Source organism: Kaistella sp. (genome assembly GCF_041824135.1).
Lineage (GTDB): Bacteria > Bacteroidota > Bacteroidia > Flavobacteriales > Weeksellaceae > Kaistella.
In genome coordinates, this window is sequence record NZ_JBGZYM010000011.1 from 23,866 (window position 1) to 42,347 (window position 18,482).

General features: G+C 36.1%; 15 protein-coding genes. 10 read left to right on the forward strand and 5 right to left on the reverse strand.

What is annotated here, in order from left to right:
• Positions 1 to 125: 125 nt before the first annotated feature.
• The 3 genes from dnaA (at position 126) to ACEYOS_RS00970 (ending at position 2,895) form a co-directional block, all read left to right on the forward strand.
• Positions 126 to 1,580, forward strand: a complete 1,455-nt coding sequence (dnaA, locus tag ACEYOS_RS00960) for a chromosomal replication initiator protein DnaA (RefSeq protein WP_373707405.1) — start codon at positions 126 to 128, stop codon at positions 1,578 to 1,580.
• A 90-nt stretch (positions 1,581 to 1,670) separates the two neighbouring features.
• Positions 1,671 to 2,132 (forward strand): low molecular weight protein-tyrosine-phosphatase, encoded by a 462-nt coding sequence (locus ACEYOS_RS00965; protein WP_373707404.1) that lies wholly within the window; start codon positions 1,671 to 1,673, stop codon positions 2,130 to 2,132.
• Positions 2,133 to 2,196: 64 nt separating this feature from the next.
• Positions 2,197 to 2,895 (forward strand): SAM-dependent methyltransferase, encoded by a 699-nt coding sequence (locus ACEYOS_RS00970; protein WP_373707403.1) that lies wholly within the window; start codon positions 2,197 to 2,199, stop codon positions 2,893 to 2,895.
• A gap of 136 nt (positions 2,896 to 3,031) precedes the next feature.
• On the opposite strand, the gene ACEYOS_RS00975 is transcribed toward ACEYOS_RS00970, so the two are convergent.
• Complete coding sequence (locus tag ACEYOS_RS00975; RefSeq protein WP_373707402.1) at positions 3,032 to 3,409, reverse strand: GxxExxY protein; 378 nt, start codon at positions 3,407 to 3,409, stop codon at positions 3,032 to 3,034.
• Between the two features lie 100 nt (positions 3,410 to 3,509).
• Between ACEYOS_RS00975 and ACEYOS_RS00980 the strand changes: the two genes are divergently transcribed.
• The gene (locus ACEYOS_RS00980) at positions 3,510 to 3,887 is read left to right on the forward strand and encodes a hypothetical protein (protein WP_373707401.1); all 378 of its coding nucleotides are present in this window, start codon (positions 3,510 to 3,512) and stop codon (positions 3,885 to 3,887) included.
• Between the two features lie 72 nt (positions 3,888 to 3,959).
• On the opposite strand, the gene ACEYOS_RS00985 is transcribed toward ACEYOS_RS00980, so the two are convergent.
• On the reverse strand, positions 3,960 to 4,358 hold the full coding sequence (locus ACEYOS_RS00985; RefSeq protein ID WP_373707400.1) for a hypothetical protein: 399 nt from the start codon (positions 4,356 to 4,358) through the stop codon (positions 3,960 to 3,962).
• Between the two features lie 99 nt (positions 4,359 to 4,457).
• Positions 4,458 to 4,931 (reverse strand): DUF962 domain-containing protein, encoded by a 474-nt coding sequence (locus ACEYOS_RS00990; protein WP_373707399.1) that lies wholly within the window; start codon positions 4,929 to 4,931, stop codon positions 4,458 to 4,460.
• A 126-nt stretch (positions 4,932 to 5,057) separates the two neighbouring features.
• Here ACEYOS_RS00990 and ACEYOS_RS00995 point away from each other — a divergent pair, with 126 nt between their 5' ends.
• Positions 5,058 to 5,762: a class I SAM-dependent methyltransferase gene (locus ACEYOS_RS00995; RefSeq protein ID WP_373707398.1), complete on the forward strand. Its 705-nt coding sequence runs from the start codon at positions 5,058 to 5,060 to the stop codon at positions 5,760 to 5,762.
• A gap of 15 nt (positions 5,763 to 5,777) precedes the next feature.
• Here ACEYOS_RS00995 and ACEYOS_RS01000 read toward each other — a convergent pair whose 3' ends face one another.
• Both ACEYOS_RS01000 and metG read right to left on the reverse strand, forming a co-directional pair.
• Entirely contained in the window at positions 5,778 to 6,470 is a 693-nt protein-coding gene (locus tag ACEYOS_RS01000) for a hypothetical protein (protein ID WP_373707397.1), read from the reverse strand.
• Positions 6,471 to 6,492: 22 nt separating this feature from the next.
• Positions 6,493 to 8,526 carry a methionine--tRNA ligase gene (metG, locus tag ACEYOS_RS01005; RefSeq protein WP_373739241.1) on the reverse strand — a complete coding sequence of 678 codons (2,034 nt, stop codon included), beginning with the start codon at positions 8,524 to 8,526 and terminating at the stop codon, positions 6,493 to 6,495.
• 602 nt (positions 8,527 to 9,128) lie between these two features.
• Between metG and ACEYOS_RS01010 the strand changes: the two genes are divergently transcribed.
• From ACEYOS_RS01010 to ACEYOS_RS01030, 5 genes are all read left to right on the forward strand, one after another.
• Complete coding sequence (locus ACEYOS_RS01010) at positions 9,129 to 11,870, forward strand: SusC/RagA family TonB-linked outer membrane protein (RefSeq protein WP_373707572.1); 2,742 nt, start codon at positions 9,129 to 9,131, stop codon at positions 11,868 to 11,870.
• Positions 11,871 to 11,882: 12 nt separating this feature from the next.
• Positions 11,883 to 13,445 (forward strand): RagB/SusD family nutrient uptake outer membrane protein, encoded by a 1,563-nt coding sequence (locus tag ACEYOS_RS01015; RefSeq protein ID WP_373707573.1) that lies wholly within the window; start codon positions 11,883 to 11,885, stop codon positions 13,443 to 13,445.
• An 18-nt stretch (positions 13,446 to 13,463) separates the two neighbouring features.
• The gene (locus ACEYOS_RS01020) at positions 13,464 to 14,564 is read left to right on the forward strand and encodes a SusE domain-containing protein (RefSeq protein WP_373707574.1); all 1,101 of its coding nucleotides are present in this window, start codon (positions 13,464 to 13,466) and stop codon (positions 14,562 to 14,564) included.
• 23 nt (positions 14,565 to 14,587) lie between these two features.
• Positions 14,588 to 16,021 carry a SusE domain-containing protein gene (locus ACEYOS_RS01025; RefSeq protein WP_373707575.1) on the forward strand — a complete coding sequence of 478 codons (1,434 nt, stop codon included), beginning with the start codon at positions 14,588 to 14,590 and terminating at the stop codon, positions 16,019 to 16,021.
• Between the two features lie 221 nt (positions 16,022 to 16,242).
• Positions 16,243 to 18,399 carry a glycoside hydrolase family 97 protein gene (locus ACEYOS_RS01030; RefSeq protein WP_373707576.1) on the forward strand — a complete coding sequence of 719 codons (2,157 nt, stop codon included), beginning with the start codon at positions 16,243 to 16,245 and terminating at the stop codon, positions 18,397 to 18,399.
• Positions 18,400 to 18,482 lie beyond the last annotated feature (83 nt).

Here is an 18,482-nt window from a genome sequence, read left to right on the forward strand (position 1 = left end):
TAAATTAGTCATACAAATATATTTTTAATTAATCAATAGCACAATTATTTTTTTTTGACGTTTAAAAATTCCATCTTTGTCTTCCCGTCAAAATTAACAAGCGAAGGAGAAATTGCAGCACGAAAATGGATGAAAATTTAACTATAATTTGGGAAAAATGTCTTACGTTCATGAGGGATAACCTCAACGCAGCGGAGGACAATACTGACCTAAAAAAACTCGAAAATTCTTTTGATTTATTGTTTGATAATGTACGACCTGTGTCATTAATCAGCAATAATTTGACCTTACTTGTTCCGAGTGATTTTTACAAAGAATATATAGAAGATAATTATTTATCATTGCTTTCTGCTGCCCTAAAAAAGAACATTGGAAAAGGGGTGAAATTGTGGTATTCCGTGATGGAAAATAAACCAAGCGGACAGGAAAAACCAATTACGATGAACGTAAAAGGTAAAAGTACTCCGACTCCAAAAATGCAGGAAACTTTGCCACCTTCATTTTCAGCAAACGTGATCAATCCATTCGTCGTTCCGGGAATGAAGAAAATCAATATTGATTCTAATCTAAAGGCTGATTTTTCATTTGACAATTATGTAGAAGGAGAAAGCAACAAGTTTGCGTCGACGGTTGCAAAATCTATCGCAAAAAGACCAGGTGCAACTGCTTTTAATCCATTGTTTTTATACGGAGGTTACGGTGTTGGGAAAACCCACTTAGGACACGCTGTTGGTTTGGAAGTTAAAAACGCCTATCCAGAAAAAGTGGTTCTTTATTTATCGTCGGAAAAATTTATTCAGCAATTCGTTTCTGCAGCGAAAGCACATAAGCAAACAGAATTTGCGAATTTCTATCAAATGGTTGATGTTTTGATCATTGATGATATTCAGTTTTTGTCAGGAAAAAAATCAACGCAAGACAGTTTCTTCCACATTTTCGATTATCTGCACCAAAACGGAAAACAGATCATCTTAACTTCGGATAAAGCGCCGGTTGATATTTTAGATATTCAGGATCGTATCGTTTCCAGATTCAAATGGGGACTTTCGGCAGAAATTAAATCGCCGGATTTCGATACAAGACGAAAGATTATCGTTGATAAATTAAGTCGTGACGGAATTGTTTTAACAGAGGATATGCTGGATTACCTGGCATCTGAAGTAAAAACCAACGTTCGAGAATTGATCGGAGTGATTAATTCAGTGATTGCGTATTCGACCATCTACAAGTCAGATCTATCATTGGAGTTACTGAAAGAAACCATCAGCAAAATTGCCGCAAATCAGAAAAAGGTGATCAATATTCCTTACATTCAGGAAGTCGTTTGCGAGTATTTCGGAATCGAAAGAGAGCAGTTATTATCAAAAACGCGTAAAAGAGAAATTGCGTTACCAAGACAATTGGCGATGTACTTTGCAAAGGAGTTTACCAATGCAACATTCAATAAGATCGGCGAGGAAATGGGTGGGAAAGACCATTCTACCGTAATGTACGCTTGCGATACCATAAAAGATGTTTCGAAGATTGATAAAGAGATCAAGAAATACGTTAAGGAATTAACAGAAAAGATCAAACAGTAAAAGTCACCACCTTCAAGGTGATGCTCAAATAAAATTCAGAACCCTTTCAGCCTTTTAAAGGATGAAAGGGTTTTTTAAATAAATAAGGTTATGAAAATTTTAATGGTTTGTCTGGGGAATATTTGTAGAAGTCCTCTGGCAGAAGGTATTTTACAATCAAAGCTATCTGCTAGCTTTGTTGTGGATTCAGCAGGAACGATCGATATGCATGAAGGGAACAGTCCGGATCACCGGTCCATTCAAACTGCGCAAAATTACAATGTTGATATTTCTCAACAAAAGTCAAGACATTTTTCGGCCAATGATTTTCAGGAATATGACCGTATATATGTAATGGACCAAAATAATTTGAAAGATGTTTTGAAGTTGGCAACGTCAGAAGAAGAACGCAAAAAGGTTTCCCTAATTTTAGAGAACAATCAAGAAGTTCCAGATCCTTATTGGAGTGAGATGAAAGAGTTTGACGAGGTTTATCAACTTTTAGATGAAGCGTGCGAAAGAATTGCCGGTGAGCTGAAAGAGTTAAGTAAAAGTAAAAATTCTAACGTTTAAAAACTATTTTATTTACTTTTGTGGTGCTCAGATCCATCATAACTCAAATACCAAATAACTCAATATGCTATTTCTCATCCCAGCTTACTTATCAGAAAATACGCCGATCAATTTTTTTGCTCCCGCGGTAAAAGAATATATTTTAAAGACCGATTATTTCTTTGTCGAAAATGATAAGACCGCTAGAAAAGTAATCAAATTTTTTGCGCCTGAAAAAAAACAGGCGGATCTGAAACTATTTATTTTAGATAAAAACACCCAGAGAAAAGATTTGCAGGAAGCGCAAATGCTGATGAAAAAAGGTCAGGATTTCGGTCTGCTTTCAGAAGCGGGTTTGCCTTGTATTGCCGATCCTGGAAATGTGATGGTGGCGTGGTGTCATGAGAATGCGGTAAAAGTAATTCCTATTAATGGACCTTCGTCAATCATTATGGCGTTGACTTCAAGTGGTTTTAATGGTCAGGAATTTACCTTCCACGGCTATTTGCCTATTGATAAATCAGATAAAAAAGCCAAAATAAGATGGCTCGAAAATCAAGTTCAAACGACGGGTTATTCTCAGATTTTTATGGAAACGCCTTACCGTAACAATCCGCTTTTCGAAGATCTTTGTAAATTTTTAGCGCCTACAACTAAGCTATGTATTGCGGCAAATATCAACGACCCGAGCGATGAGTTTATAAAAACTTTAACCATTAAAGATTGGCTGAAAAACAAGCCAGAACTTCATAAAATACCGGCTGTTTTTGTGTTGGGAAAATAAATAGGTCGCTCGCAGATTTTGCAGATTAAGCAGATTTTTTGGTGCATAAGCAATTTTAACGTAAAGCAGGTAATATGAACCGTAATAGAATTGGATCAATCTGCGTCATCTGCTAAATCTGCGGGAACAAAATACTTCACAAATTATTAGCCACTCTTTTAATTCCAGTCAAAATATTAGTTGTGTTAAAATTGACTAACAAACCTAATTTCTTGCCTGATAGTTTCAGATAGGTATTTAATTGTTTATAGTGGACAGGTTCTAATTCTTTCACGGATTTTAATTCTAAGATAACTTTGTTTTCAACAAGGATATCTATTCTGAAATTAATATCAAAAACTTTTTCATCATATATTATTGGCAGGATTACTTCAGACTTTACTTCAAGTCCATTTTCTTCCAGTTCGTAGATCAAAATTCTGTGATAAACCGACTCTAGTAAGCCAGGTCCTAATTTATTGTATACATTAAAAATGCACTTTCTGATGAGATAAGAAATTTCGTTTTCATCCATTATCTTTAATTTTGAAACGAATTTAATACTTTAACAACCATTAACATCAGCTTTGCATCATTCTTGTCTTACATCATTCTTAACATTAAAATTTTAAATTATGTCAGATAAAAAATTAGCAGGAATCTGGATGGATTCAGAAAATGCAACCGTTGTGAAAAATCACGATATCGAAAGTGCTTATAAATTTTTCGTTTGTGATCCGGTAAAAAGAGATGTTCAGCACGGTAACTCAAGTGAGAAAAATGCAAACAATGTAGAGCAAACCAATACGGCGAAGTTCTTCAAAGATTTAGAGCATCTTATCACCAACACCCAAGAACTTTACTTAACCGGTACGGGAACGATTCAAGAACAGTTTAAAAATCATTTAGCTGAAACAGCGCAGTTCAAAAACTTAAAAGTAACCCTTGACACCGATCAAAAAATGAGTGACGAACACTTTTTAGAAAAAGTAAAAAGTCACTTTGGTGAATAGAAACAAATAGTTTTAATAGCAAAAAGGTCAGATGTTTCTGATCTTTTTTTATTTGGAGCAATATAGTGCAGTTTATTTTGAATAATGGTATTTCAGGCCATCGTTATGGTCTTCGCTTAAATACATGTCACTTGAATTAAAACTCTCAATAATTAAGTTTTGATCCTCACTTAAATTAAGGAATAGCTTTTCTAGATGATCAGTATTCGTAACTGCTCTTCCTAAATAATAAGTTCCCTCGCTTATTACGACTGTATTTTCTTTGATGGTATAGTTTGATTCTGCAGTGAGCGTTAATGTTCTGGCGATTCCTGTATTCGCTGGGGTTTGATGAATATTACCGATTCCTCTATCCGTTGAAACCCAATTCCAAACGCCAATATATTGTTCGTTATCCGTTTCGTCTTCTCTGGTTCCGCATGAGAAGACAAGAAATAAAAACGTGGTAAGAAGAATTATTTTTTTGATCATCGCTTTGTCTTTTAAAATTATTATTCCGCAATTTAAGGCTTTGATCAGCGGTTACTTATTTTTAGACCGGTCAAAATTCATAATATGAGAGAAGTCATTTTAGTACTTTAGATTCAGTTTCTTTAAAATAAAATGAATTAACCAAATCGGGCCGATTAATAAAAACTGCAAATCTTTGAGAAAGCTTGGTTTCTTGCCTTCTATTTTATGCCCATAAAACTGTCCGATCCAAGAAAGAATAAAAATCACCAGGAAGACCATCCATGATTTTTGTGCAAATTCGATATTAATGAAATAAACCAGATGTTCCATTAATAACATCACGAAAATCATAATAAGACCGATTCTCCACGATAAGCTGAAATAAAATATCGTCACCAAACCAATTGCTATAAGGCTTGCGATACTGATACATCCAAAATATTGAAAGCAAAAATGAGGCGTCGGAATCAATGATATAAATCCTAGAATAGACCAAAAAATGAAGGGAACACAGATCCAGTGGATCAATTTGTTGGTCTGATTCTGATGGCTTTCGCCATATTCGGAAAAGAGTTGATCAATTTTTCGCATCGTTCTTGATTAATGGTAGAACTAAATTAGTCATTCTGTTATTAAATCAATGAGGTTTTTTGTTAAAGCGTTTCATCGATTGATTGGTGCTTAATATTTCCTTATTTTTGGCAAAATTTAATAGGAATGAAAGATTTAATGGGACAGGCGATCTGGGATTTTTATCACGATGAAAGTCAGGAGAATTTATTGACAGAAACTTCTATTTCTGAAATGGATGATTTGCCGGTTGACTATCTCTTTCGGGATTTTGAGGAGATGAATTTGGTCGAACAAAAAGCTTTGGAATTATCTAAAGGTAAAGTTTTGGATATTGGAGCAGGAGCCGGTTCGCACAGTTTGTATCTTCAAAATGAAAAAAAATTAGATGTGCTGGCCTTAGATTTTTCTCCGAAGTCAATTGAAGTTTGTCAACTGCGTGCTGTTAAAAATACTTTGTGTTCAGATATTCTGGAATATTCAGGCGAAACTTACGATACTATATTGTTGTTAATGAACGGAACTGGAATTTTTCAATCGCTGGATAAAATCGATTTATATCTCGAAAAATTGCACTCCCTTTTAAATAAAGACGGACAAATTTTAATTGACAGTACCGATATTCTTTACATGTATGATAAAGCTGATGATGGCGGGGTTATGGTTCCTGCTGATCACTATTATGGCGAAGTCGATTATTTTGTTCATTACAAATTAGATACAGAAAAACCGATCAAATGGTTGTATCTGGATTTTGAAACCATGAAAAGAGCCGTTGAAAATAATGGATTTACGATCGAAAAAATGCTGCAGGAAGAAGATTCTTTTTTAGCGAGATTGACTAAGAAATAATTGAAACAACTGATTTTATCGATCAAGGATTCGCATCAGAAAATAAGAGGAGAACCAGCCGTTGTAGTTGGTGACAATAATGATCAATATTACAATTGCTAATAGGATCGGTATTAAATAAGATTCTGATCGGTACGCCAATCTCTTTAATTCTGAACTTACCCAAATTAAAATCAAAAGTACTGGTCCAATTACGATTGGAAGAATTTCTGGACTATATCTGCCAGAAGTTATAAGATTATTTTCAACTAGAAATTGATAAGCATAATATTGAAAGAGAACGTAAATAAAACCGAACGATAAAGTGAAAATTGCGCGAGTGTAATTCTGTAACTTAATGAAATTTAGAGCCAAAAGCGTCGCGCCATATAAAGTTCCCAGAAATAAACTGGAGGTTAATATTAATGTTCTTGAATACAGACGAATGGCAGATGAATCGGTAGTGAAGTGATCGGTTAGATCTTCCTGTTCTTCTTGTTTCTGTACTTGTTCTGCCTCAATCTTGTTTTGAATGATGTTTTGAATATTCACTTTTTCGTCCGCCGAGAAAATTCTACCTCTTTCTTCCAGTATTTGAAAAGCCATTTTTACAGCTTCAGGAACAAAGCGGTTGTCGAGCTCCATATATTTTTCCAGTTCCCGGTCAGAGAGTTTTGCTAAAACACTTTTCTTTACCATCATAAAAAAAATGGGCATTCTTATGCCCATTCATTTGTTTTTAATTTAGATTTTATCCGATCTCAACACCGTTTTCTACCGTTTCAGTTGGTGTTACAAAAACCAGTTTTCCTTCTGCGTTATTGGTTAATAGCAACATTCCCTGAGATTCGATTCCGCGAATTTTTCTTGGGGCAAGATTTAATAAAATCATGACTTGTTTTCCTACACATTCTTCCGGCGTGAAACTTTCGGCAACACCTGAAACAACGGTTCTTACATCAACTCCCGTATCAACCGAGAATTTCAAAAGTTTATCTGCTTTCTCCACTTTTTCAGCGGTCAAAATGGTTGCAGTTCTTAAATCTATTTTTGTAAAATCGTCGAATTGAATTTCTTCTTTCATCGGGTTGGCTTTAGGATTTGTTTTTTTGTTTGATTCTTTGGTGTTCTCTAATTTCTGAATCTGGAACTCAATCGTTTCATCTTCAATTTTTGAGAATAATAATTCGGCCGGATTAATTTGATGTCCGGTTTTAATTAATACTTTTTCGTTTTTAATATCTTTCCAGGTCATTTGAGAAACATTAAACATTTTCTGTAATTTCTCTGCACTGAATGGTAAGAATGGTTCGCATATTTGAGCTAATCCAACTGCGATTTGGGCGGCAACGAAAAGAGATTGTGCTGCTTTTTCTGGATTGTCTTTAATGGTTTTCCAAGGCTCTTCAACCTGAAGATATTGATTTCCAAATCGAGCCAGATTCATCATTGCTGTTAATGCGTTTCTGAATTCGTAATGTTCTAAGAAATTTTCAACTTCAGTTGCAGCTTTTGTAACTTCATTAAGTTCTTCAGCATTTTCATTTCCGGCAGGAACAATTCCATCGTAATATTTATGAATAAGAACGGCAACCCGGTTGATGAAGTTTCCGAAAATTCCCACTAATTCTGAATTGTTTTTGGTTTGAAAATCCTTCCACGTAAAGTTATTATCCTTAGTTTCCGGAGCTGAAGAAAGAAGAGAATAACGCAAAACATCTTGCTGTCCCGGGAATTCCTGAACATATTCGTGAGCCCAAACTGCCCAGTTTCTGGACGTTGAGATCTTGTCGTTTTCTAAATTTAAAAATTCAAAAGCCGGAACATTGGTTGGCATAATATAATCGCCATGCGCTTTCATCATCGCCGGGAAAATAATACAGTGAAAAACGATATTGTCTTTTCCGATGAAATGAACCAGATCTGTATTTTCATTTTGCCAATAATCTTTCCAGTCTTTCCCGTTTTTTTCTGCCCATTCCTGAGTGAAAGAAATATAACCAATCGGTGCATCAAACCAAACATAAAGTACTTTTCCATCAGCGCCAGGTAGTGGAACGGGAACGCCCCAATTCAAATCTCTGGTCATTGCTCTCGGTTTCAAACCGTCGGTCAACCAAGATTTAACCTGACCATAAACATTCGGTTTCCAGTCGTCTTTATGACCTTCGATGATCCATTCGTTCAAAAAATCTTCATATTCATTTAAAGGAAGATACCAGTTTTTGGTTTCTTTTAAAATTGGAACATTTCCGCTTAACATTGATTTTGGGTTGATCAATTCTGAAGGTGAAAGGGTAGAACCACATTTTTCGCACTGATCGCCATATGCGTTGTCGTTACCACAGTTCGGGCAAGTTCCGACGATATATCGGTCGGCTAAAAATTCATTGGCCTGTTCATCGAAATACTGTTCGGAAACTTCTTCGATAAACTTTCCTTTATTATAGAGTGTTTTGAAAAAATCCTGACTAACATCATGATGTCTTTCAGAAGTGGTTCGGGAATATTCATCAAAAGAAATTCCCAGATCTTCGAAAGATTTCTTAATTATTCCGTGGTATTTGTCAACGATATCTTGTGGAGTTACGCCTTCCTTTTTTGCACGAATCGTAATAGGAATTCCATGTTCATCAGAACCGCAAATAAATGCAACGTCTTTTCCCAGTCTTCTTTGAAATCTCGCATAAACATCAGCGGGAATATAAACTCCAGCTAAATGGCCAATATGTACCGGTCCGTTGGCGTATGGCAAGGCTGCGGTAATTAATTTTCTATCTGACATTTTTTCTTTCTAATTTTTGCAAAGATAAGAGTTCTGCGAGTTAATTAAAAATCATTGTTTTCGGATTTTAATTTTTTTTATCACCTATTCTTACTCTTTATTTTTAGGATGTAGATTATGGGTATTTACTTTTCTACTTAAAATAATAATTTTCAACGAGACATTTTTGATTTCCTTTATAATAAGTAAGCAATTTAGGACCGCCTAAGTCTTCTTATACTTATTCTTAGTTCCCAATATCTTGTCTTAATTTTCTATAAAAATTAGTATTCTCTAATAGATTTGAAAATTGATAGAGTAATTCTTATGTAATCATTATGAAATTTTCAGGAAGGTCAAAATTTTGTTTCAAGCGTTGATTTTTTGCTAAACAGCCGTTTGGATTATTGTTAATTTAACAGAAGTAGTTTAGAAAACGTATTTTAAGTAAAGCGCTAAAAATCAAATAGTTGATTTTTTAACGACTTCTCCAATGATGATAATTGTCACGAATAATTAACATTTTCGCAAAAAATATTATGATAGGTAAAAAAAATGTTAAATTGCATCGCTACTTTTAACCGAGTAATTAGATTAAATATTAATCCATAAATTTTATTTTTGTGAGAAACTATACGAAAGTTTTAAAAATCGCACCAGCCTTCTTATTGCTTGGAGCGATGTTGGACGCACAAACAACTGACACGCTAAAAACGGCGGATATTGAACAGGTTGTTTTAATTGGGTATGGAAAGCAGAAGAAAGAAGATCTTACCGGATCGATCGCTTCTATTACTTCCAAAGATTTTAATCCAGGTTCTACGTCTGCAGATCAATTGATCCAAGGTAAAGCTCCTGGGGTAACAGTAACCGGAAACGGTGGTAATCCAGGTTCTGGAGCAACCATTCGTATTAGAGGTGGAGCTTCGTTGACAGCGAAAAATGATCCATTAATTGTAATCGACGGAGTTCCAATGGATTTTGACGGTATTTCTGGAGCATCAAATGCTTTAGCATTGATCAATCCAAATGATATCGAATCTTTCGACGTTTTGAAAGATGCTTCTGCTGCTGCTATTTATGGTAACAGAGCTTCCAATGGGGTAATTTTAATTACCACGAAAAAAGGATCATCTGGTAGAGTGAAAGTTAACTTTTCAACGTCTGCCTCCGTTTCTACAAAAATGGGAACTCAGGATGTTTTGACCGCTGACGAATTCAGAGAGTTTGTAATTAAAAATGCCACTCAACAAAAATATCTAGACATGTTAGGAACTGCTAATACCAATTGGCAAGACCTTATTTATCAGGAAGCTTGGGGAACCGACAACAACGTTGCCATCTCTGGTGGAATTAAAAAATTGCCGTATCGTTTATCTTTAGGATACACCGAACAGAACGGTATTGTAAAAACCAATGAATTTAAAAGAACTTCTGTTGGTTTAAATTTATCACCGAAATTTTTCGACAAACACCTGAGCGTTGTTGCTAACATTAAAGGATCGATGACAGAAAACCGTTTTCCGGCCGGAGTTATCGGTGCAGCACAGTTTTTTGATCCAACACAACAGGTTTATGATTATTCACCAAAAGGAGATAGAGTAAATAACTATTGGGAATGGTGGTTGAATGAAGATAACCTGAATGTTAATGCTACCAGAAACCCACTGGGTTCTTTATATGGTAGAAGAGATGTATCTACGGTTTTCCGTGGTATTGGAAATATACATTTAGATTACAAATTCCATTTCTTACCAGACTTGCATTTTAATGTAGTGGGTGGATATGATTATCAAAAAGGAACAGGAGCAGTTACAGAATATCCAGGATATGCTGGCGTTCTATCTTCTGGAAACTTAAGTACGAGAAGAGACTACACTCAGGAAAAAACAAATCAGTTATTAGAAACTTATTTGAATTATGTAAAAACAATCTCTGCAATCGATACGAAAGTTGATTTGTTAGCGGGTTATTCTTACCAGCAGTTTCATAATAAAGTTCCATCTGCTCTCACTTATTATGGCGCAGACAAACTTCCTACTGGTGACAATGACTATGAAGGAAAATTGACTTTATTAGGATTTTATGGTAGAGGAATTTTCACCATTGCTAATAAATATATCTTAACGGGATCAGTTAGAAGAGATGCTACTTCTCGATTTTATAATGGTGTTGATCTAAAGAATAACTGGGGAACCTTTTATGCAGCTTCAGGAGCCTGGAAAATTAAAAACGAAAGTTTCTTAAAAGATTCCAGTGTATTTTCAGATTTAAAACTAAGAGCAGGTTGGGGAGAAACAGGACAACAGGAAGTAGGTGGTTATTATAACTCATTCCCTTCTTACGGAGTTTCTACTTCTACTGCACAATACGGTTTTGGAGATCAGTTTTACTTCATGTACCGTCCAACTCAGTACAACCCGAATCTAACCTGGGAAACTACTGAAACAATTAACGCAGGATTGGATTTCGGATTCTGGAGAAACAGAGTTTCGGGTTCAATTGACTGGTTCAAGAAAAATACGAGAGATCTATTGGCACAGGTTGGAGTTCCAGCAGGGGAGTTCAGTAACAAAAACATTAAGAATATTGGCCAGATGGAAACTGACGGTTTTGAATTCTTACTTAATGTGAACCCAATAAAAACAGAAAACTTCACTTGGGACTTCAGTTTCAACGTTGCTCACTACAATCCAAAAGTAACTCAATTTGATGATGTAGCTGATGGTTATATTATTGAACAAGGAGGGATTTCTGGAGGTACTGGTAACAATATTCAAGGACACAGTGTTGGCTACACTCCATTCAGTTTCTTAGTTTACCAACAGGTTTATGACAGCGCTGGTAAACCAATGGACGGAGTTTATGTTGACAGAGATGGCAATGGTAAAATTGATAAAGAAGATAAATATTTCTATCAGTCGACTACACCAGACGCTACGTTCGGATTCTCAACCAAATTCAAGTTTAAAAACTGGGATTTATCAACTTCATTGAGAGCCGTTATTGGAAATTATGTCTATAATAACTTCGATTCTCAATCGAATACGCAGAGTATTGCGACCAATGATTATTTACAGAATATCTCAAGCACAACAGCTAATTACGGATTCAAAACTCCACAATATTGGAGTGATGCTTTTGTAGAAGATGCTTCCTTCTTGAGAATGGATAACCTGACTTTAGGATATGACTTCGGTGATATCTTCGGCAAAGGAGGAAATCTAAGAGTATTCGGTATGGCACAGAATGTATTTGTCGTTACTGATTACACCGGTGTAGATCCAGAGATTTTTGGAAATATTGATAACGGATTTTATCAAAGACCAAAAGTGTATTCATTAGGATTAAACTTTCAATTTTAATAATTAAGAACAATGAAAAATTTTAGAATAAAAAATATTTCCCTTGCAATTGCCATTTTAGGTGGTTCGTTTATGATCAATTCTTGTATTGATGATTTAAAACAGGAACCGATCACCGAAATTACAGCTGCAAGTCTTTACAAAGATTTTGGAAATTATAAGAACCTTCTTGCTAAACTTTACGGTGGTATTGCTGTCGGTGGTCAGGCTGGAGGAGACGGTCAAGGTGATATTGCTGATATCGACGGTGGTTTCTCTAACTACATGAGATTGATGTATTACATGCAGGAAATTACTACTGATGAAGCAGTAATTGGGTGGAATGACGGAACACTTCCTGAATTTCACAAAATGTCTTGGACGCCGGCAAACGAATTCAATAACGCCATGTATTTTAGATTATATACGGAAGTAGCTTTCTGTAACGAATTTATTAAAAATACAACTGACGAAATGTTGAATTTAAACGGTATTTCAGGAGCGAATATTGATGAAGCAAAAGCAATGAGAGCTGAAGCGAAGTTCTTAAGAGCACAAGCTTATTATCATTTATTAGACCTTTATGGAAATGTTCCTTTTGTAGATGAAACTACTTTTGGTACCGTTCCTAAACAAATAATGAGAGCAGATCTTTTTAAATATGTTGAAAGTGAATTACTTGCTTCTGCAAATGATTTAAAACCAGCGAGATCTAATGAATACGGTCGTTTAGACAAAGGAGCAGCCTGGACTTTACTTGCGAAATTGTATCTGAATGCAAAAGTGTACACTGGAGCTGAAAGAAACGCAGACGTAATCACTTACACAGAAAAAGTAATTGGTGCGGGTTATACTTTAAATTCGTCCTATGCTAATTTATTCCTGGCTGATAATCACTTGAACAATCCAGAAAATATCTTCTCGATTGTTTACGATGGGGCCAGAACACAAACCAATGGTGGTACAACCTTTATGGTTCATGCTGCAATTGGTGGAACAATGAAACCTGCAGAATTCGGAGTGAACGGTGGTTGGGGTGGTATCAGAACTACCAAAGCTTTCGTACAGAAATTTGAAAACAGTGATTTAAGAGGACGTTTTTACAAAGATGGTCAGACTTTAGAAATCAATGACCTAGGAAACTTTAATGACGGTTATGCGTTTATCAAATATAAAAACGTGAAAAGTACTGGTGCTCCTGGTGTCGATGATAACTGGGTTGAAGCTGATTTAGCAGTTTACCGTTTGGCAGATGTGTATTTAATGTATGCAGAAGCAGTAGTTAGAGGAGGCGGCGGAAGCATGGCAACAGCTGTTTCTTACGTGAATGCATTAAGAGCCAGAGCGAATGCTTCTTCAATTTCTGTGCTGGATCTTAACTTTATTCTTGATGAAAGAGCAAGAGAATTGTCTTGGGAAAATACAAGAAGAACAGACCTGATCCGTTTCGGTAAATTTACAAGTTCAGCTTATTTATGGCCTTGGAAAGGTAATGTTAAAGAAGGTGTAGCCGTTGGCGAGTACCGTAATTTATTCCCGATTCCAAATAATGATTTGGTAGTTAACCCGAATCTGAAACAAAATCCTGGTTACTAATAATTAATACAAAAAACAATGAAAAATAATATTTTCAAACATCTATTTTTGGCTATGACTCTTGTCTTAGGTTTGACATCATGCGAAGATCGTGATATCGTTACCATAGACACTGTTTCGGCGCCAATGACGATGGACCTTTCGACAAACAGTTTGGTTTTAGATAAAAATTTCCCGGCAAATCCTGCACTTACAGTGACTTGGACCCCGGCGAAATTAACAGTGCCCGTTGAGCTTAAATATAAATTAGAGATCAGCAGCACGGAAGCGTTTGCAGAGCCTATCACTTTGATCACTAAAGATAAATCAGAAACATTTGCTTCTTTTACCAATAAAGAAATGAATGAAGCTGCCAAGAAAATTGGTTTAGTTGCTTTTGAATCTCAAAAAATGTATTTCAGAGTGACCAGCCTTTTGGCTAATGACGGGATGTCGCAAAAATCTCCAATCACGAGTTTAAACATTACTCCTTATTTGGCGAGCCCTACTTATGACTACCAGGATCTGTACTTGATCGGAAATGGAGCCGTAGGAAACTGGGATAATAATGCGACCAATAAAACTTTAGCACCACTTTTAAAAACATCAAACGGTTCACAATATACTTTTACAGGTTTATTTAAAAGCGGCGCAGATGTAGGATTTAAAATTATTAAACAAAGAGGTTCTTGGGATGCACAGTTCGGAGCTGGTGCTGCAGCTGGTACGTTAAGTACTGACGGTGGTTCTGGAAACTTAAGTGTTCCTGCCGATGGTTATTACAAATTATCAATTGATATTGATGCACTTACATATACTTTAGTTCCTGTGGCTGCACCGACGAAAACATATACCAATATTTCTATTATCGGAACGGTAAATGGTGACTGGAATAATGATACGCAATTAACGCAATCAACTTTTGATCCTCATTTATGGAGTGCTTCTGCAATTACTTTAGGTGAAGGTGAATTTAAATTCAGAGCAAACAATGCTTGGGATACAAGTTGGGGAACAAATGCGCAATACTTCGGAACTGCGGTTGAAGGAGGTGCAAATATTCCACTGGCTGCAGAATGGACTTATGATGTTTATTTTAATGATGCAACTGGGAATTATACTTTAATTCCGATTAAGTAATCTTTAATTATTAATTAAATCTTATGAAAAATATATTTAAAATAATGATGGTAATGATTTTACCATTACTTTTAATCAACGCGTGTAGAGACGATGCAGATCGGGACTGGACCAATCCAGAAGCTTCTTTCAAGTTGTACGATACGACCTTAGGCGCTGCTGTTTTATATCCTACGATGGACAGCAATCCATTTATCTTGAAATGGGATAATGCGACCGCTGGGGCAGGAAGTTATTCGGTTGTGGTTTCTTCTACCGAAGACTTTAAAAATAAAGTAGAACTGGCGAAATCTGAAACCACTACTTTGAATACGAATATTGCGGCTTTAAATACTGCTTTGCTACAAGCTGGATTTAGTCCATATTCCTCTCAGAATGTGTACATCAGAATCGAAAGAGGAACTGAGGTTTCTAACTTTATTTCTTTCCCGGTAACTGTTTACCCGGTAAATAAGCCTGTAATTACGAATCCAACGGCGGGTTCAAGTTTAGTTTTAGATGCTGCAAGCCCAACTGGCAATGCGATCACTTTTGCGTGGAGCGATTACACTTATGGTGTTAATGTTTCTTACAAAGTAGAAATGGCAACAGCGGGAGGAACTGAATGGTTATTAGTTGGAAACTCTACCAACGCTAAAGAATTAACGGCTAATAATTTCGATTTAAATGAAATTGCTACGAAACTTTCTTTACCAATTAATGTTGCCTCTAATGTTGACTTACGCGTAACTGCAACTTCAACATCAGCTGGTGGAACAATTAGCAAGGTTTCCGATGTGGTAACATTTAAAATGACGCCTTACAAACCTGCTTTTGTTAACTTTTATATTGTAGGAGATGCCACAGCAGTGGGTTGGAGTGATAGTGGTTCTCAATTATTGTTTAACCAAAACGAAATTGCAGAGATCTATACTTACTTAGAAAATGGTAAAAGTTTTAGATTCTTAGGTCAGCAAAACTGGAATGGTGCGAACTTTAGTTTAAATGATCCGACGATTAAAGATGACTATAAATATTTCAACACCTGGTCAACTAACTTAGAACCTTCAGGAGATGAAAACATTAAGTTCACAGGGAATTCAGGAATGTACAAAGTTAAAATTGATCAGAATGCAAAATCGATTGAAGTAACTGCTTCTTCAGTTCCTACAATACCATCTAGTGTTTACTTAGTGGGTTCAATTCAAGGTTGGAATGCAGATGCTGCAATTTTAATGGATCAAATTGGTGATGGTGAATTTGAATATACGATCGCTATCCCGGCTGATGGTGAATTCAAGTTTCTTGGTCAACAAGCTTGGTCTGGTATGGAATGGGGAAATATTCACACTGGTGGAAATTCTGGTTTCCTAGGTCCAAATGGAGATAACAATAATATCAAATTTCCTGGAACTGGTGGCCTGTATAAAATTACAGCCAACGTCAAAATGGGAACTTATAAAGTGACTCCACTTTAATAGACTCCAAATTTAAATATTGAAACTGTTGCTTTTTAGCAACAGTTTTTTTTGTTTTTTATAGATAAAGGTGCCTTAAATAATTGGTTGTTACTCACATTTTCTCTAAATTTATTGATTGGTAAAAATCATGTTGAAATCGCCGTTAATAAAAACTTTGCACACCCGCAATAATAAAAATAGTCGATTCCATATGACCTTGAAAAAATAAATATCTACCTATGAAAAATATTAAAATATCTGTACTTTTTTTGTTGATGGGAACTTTTGCCCTGAACGCCCAATCTTTAAAATCTCCCAACGGAAAATTCGAAATGAATTTCCAGTTAAAAGCCGGAGTTCCTTATTACGATCTTAAATACCAAGGCAAAACAGTCGTAGAAGATTCTAAATTAGGTCTAAGGTTACTGCGCGATGGAAATATTCAGTTTGCGTCAGAGATCGAAAATAAAGATCAGAAAGGAAAAGATTTAGATAACGGTTTCACCAAAACGGCAGAAAAATTTGACACCAAAAACGAGTCTTGGGATCCGATCATGGGTGAGAAAAAATCCTATATCAATCATTATAATGAACTCGCAGTTACTTTAAATCAAGAAGCAAATGATCGACATATTATTGTTAAATTCCGTTTGTTCGATGATGGGTTAGGTTTCAGATATGAATTCCCGGAGCAGAAAAATTTGAATTATTTCATTATTAAAGAAGAAGATACGGAGATTGATTTGCCAACCGACATGAAAGCCTGGTGGCTCGCCGGAGATTACGATTCTCAGGAATATCAAACCCAGACTTCTAATCTCTCGGAAGTTCCCGCAAAATGGCCAACTTCTTATGATGGAAATGCTTCCCAGTCTTTAATTAAAAATGGCGTACAGACACCATTAATGTTAAAGAAAGAAGGTAAGGATCAATTGTACGTCAATATCGCCGAAGCAGCGGTGATCAACTATCCAGCTTCAAATCTTGAACTCGATGCAATTAATTTTAAATTCAAAACTCATTTAACTCCAGATGCTCAAGGTGCTAAAGGTTATATTCAAACGCCTGCCGTTTCTCCTTGGCGAACCATTATCGTTTCTCCAAAAGCGGAAGAGGTGATGGCTTCGAAAATGATCTTTAATTTGAATGAACCAACGCAATATAAAGATACTTCCTACATTAAGCCTACAAAATACATGGGCGTTTGGTGGGAAATGATTATCGGAAAATCACAATGGGCGTATTCTACAGCAAACAATGTTCACATCGGAAAAACTGATTTTACCAAGTTAACGCCGAATGGAAAACATGCCGCTAACAATACCAAAGTCAAAGAATATATCGACTTCGCTTCAGCAAATGGTTTTGATGCTTTACTTATTGAAGGTTGGAACACCGGTTGGGAAGATTGGTTCGGACACAGCAAAGAATTCGTTTTTGATTTCATAACGCCTTATCCCGATTTTGATATCAGAATGTTGAACGATTACGCGCATTCAAAAAATATGAAATTGATGATGCACCACGAAACTTCAGGATCTGCAACCAACTACGAACGATGGGCAGATGATGCATTTAAATTGATGAATAAATATGATTACCCATCGGTGAAAACGGGTTATGTCGGTAATATTATTCCTCGCGGCGAACACCATTATTCACAATGGACCATCAACCATTATTTAAGAATTGCCGAAAAAGCCAACGATTATAAGATCATGGTCAACTCTCACGAATCCGTTCGTCCTACAGGTTTAAACCGGACCTATCCAAACTGGATCGCTGCCGAAGCTGCCCGTGGAACAGAATTCGAAGCATTCGGTGGAAATAATCCTGATCACCAAACCATTTTGCCATTTACCCGTTTCATGGGTGGGCCAATGGATTACACGCCGGGAATTTTCCAGACCAAACTCGATTATTATTTTCCTGGCGATACCCGATTCGTGAAAACAACTTTGGCGAAACAATTGGCGCTCTATGTCGTGATGTATTCTCCGCTTCAAATGGCGGCCGATTTACCTGAAAATTACGCGAAACATATGGATGCTTTTCAGTTCATCAAAGATGTTGCTTTAGACTGGGACGATACTGTAATTTTATCGGCAGAACCCGGTGATTACATTCATACCGCAAGAAAAACCAAAGGAAAACACGAATGGTTTGTTGGTGGAATCACCGATGAAAACGCCAGAAATTATACCGTTGATTTCTCTTTCCTGCCAAAAGGTAAAAAATATGAAGCTACCGTTTATGCAGACGGCGACGATGCTGATTACATCAACAATCCGCAGTCTTACAAGATCTACAAGAAAACCGTAACGAGTAAATCAAAACTTCCGATGAAATTGGTGAGAAGTGGTGGTTACGCAATTTCTGTAGAACCTGTTAAATAGTTTGAGGAAACTCCGAAGGAGTGTAATAACAATAACCCCATGTGAAACTCGGGGAAATAATGGGAATCCACGATTTGCAAATT

Bases quoted from the DNA above. Each gene is read 5' to 3' on its own strand.
- ACEYOS_RS00970 (WP_373707403.1), top strand. From the start codon at position 2,197: ATGCTATTTCTCATCCCAGCTTACTTATCAGAAAATACGCCGATCAAT.
- ACEYOS_RS01030 (WP_373707576.1), top strand. From the start codon at position 16,243: ATGAAAAATATTAAAATATCTGTACTTTTTTTGTTGATGGGAACTTTT.
- ACEYOS_RS00965 (WP_373707404.1), top strand. From the start codon at position 1,671: ATGAAAATTTTAATGGTTTGTCTGGGGAATATTTGTAGAAGTCCTCTG.
- ACEYOS_RS00995 (WP_373707398.1), top strand. From the start codon at position 5,058: ATGAAAGATTTAATGGGACAGGCGATCTGGGATTTTTATCACGATGAA.
- ACEYOS_RS00980 (WP_373707401.1), top strand. From the start codon at position 3,510: ATGTCAGATAAAAAATTAGCAGGAATCTGGATGGATTCAGAAAATGCA.
- ACEYOS_RS00990 (WP_373707399.1), bottom strand. From the start codon at position 4,931: ATGCGAAAAATTGATCAACTCTTTTCCGAATATGGCGAAAGCCATCAG.
- ACEYOS_RS00985 (WP_373707400.1), bottom strand. From the start codon at position 4,358: ATGATCAAAAAAATAATTCTTCTTACCACGTTTTTATTTCTTGTCTTC.
- ACEYOS_RS01025 (WP_373707575.1), top strand. From the start codon at position 14,588: ATGAAAAATATATTTAAAATAATGATGGTAATGATTTTACCATTACTT.
- ACEYOS_RS01015 (WP_373707573.1), top strand. From the start codon at position 11,883: ATGAAAAATTTTAGAATAAAAAATATTTCCCTTGCAATTGCCATTTTA.
- ACEYOS_RS01000 (WP_373707397.1), bottom strand. From the start codon at position 6,470: ATGGGCATAAGAATGCCCATTTTTTTTATGATGGTAAAGAAAAGTGTT.
- metG (WP_373739241.1), bottom strand. From the start codon at position 8,526: ATGTCAGATAGAAAATTAATTACCGCAGCCTTGCCATACGCCAACGGA.
- ACEYOS_RS00975 (WP_373707402.1), bottom strand. From the start codon at position 3,409: ATGGATGAAAACGAAATTTCTTATCTCATCAGAAAGTGCATTTTTAAT.
- ACEYOS_RS01020 (WP_373707574.1), top strand. From the start codon at position 13,464: ATGAAAAATAATATTTTCAAACATCTATTTTTGGCTATGACTCTTGTC.
- dnaA (WP_373707405.1), top strand. From the start codon at position 126: ATGGATGAAAATTTAACTATAATTTGGGAAAAATGTCTTACGTTCATG.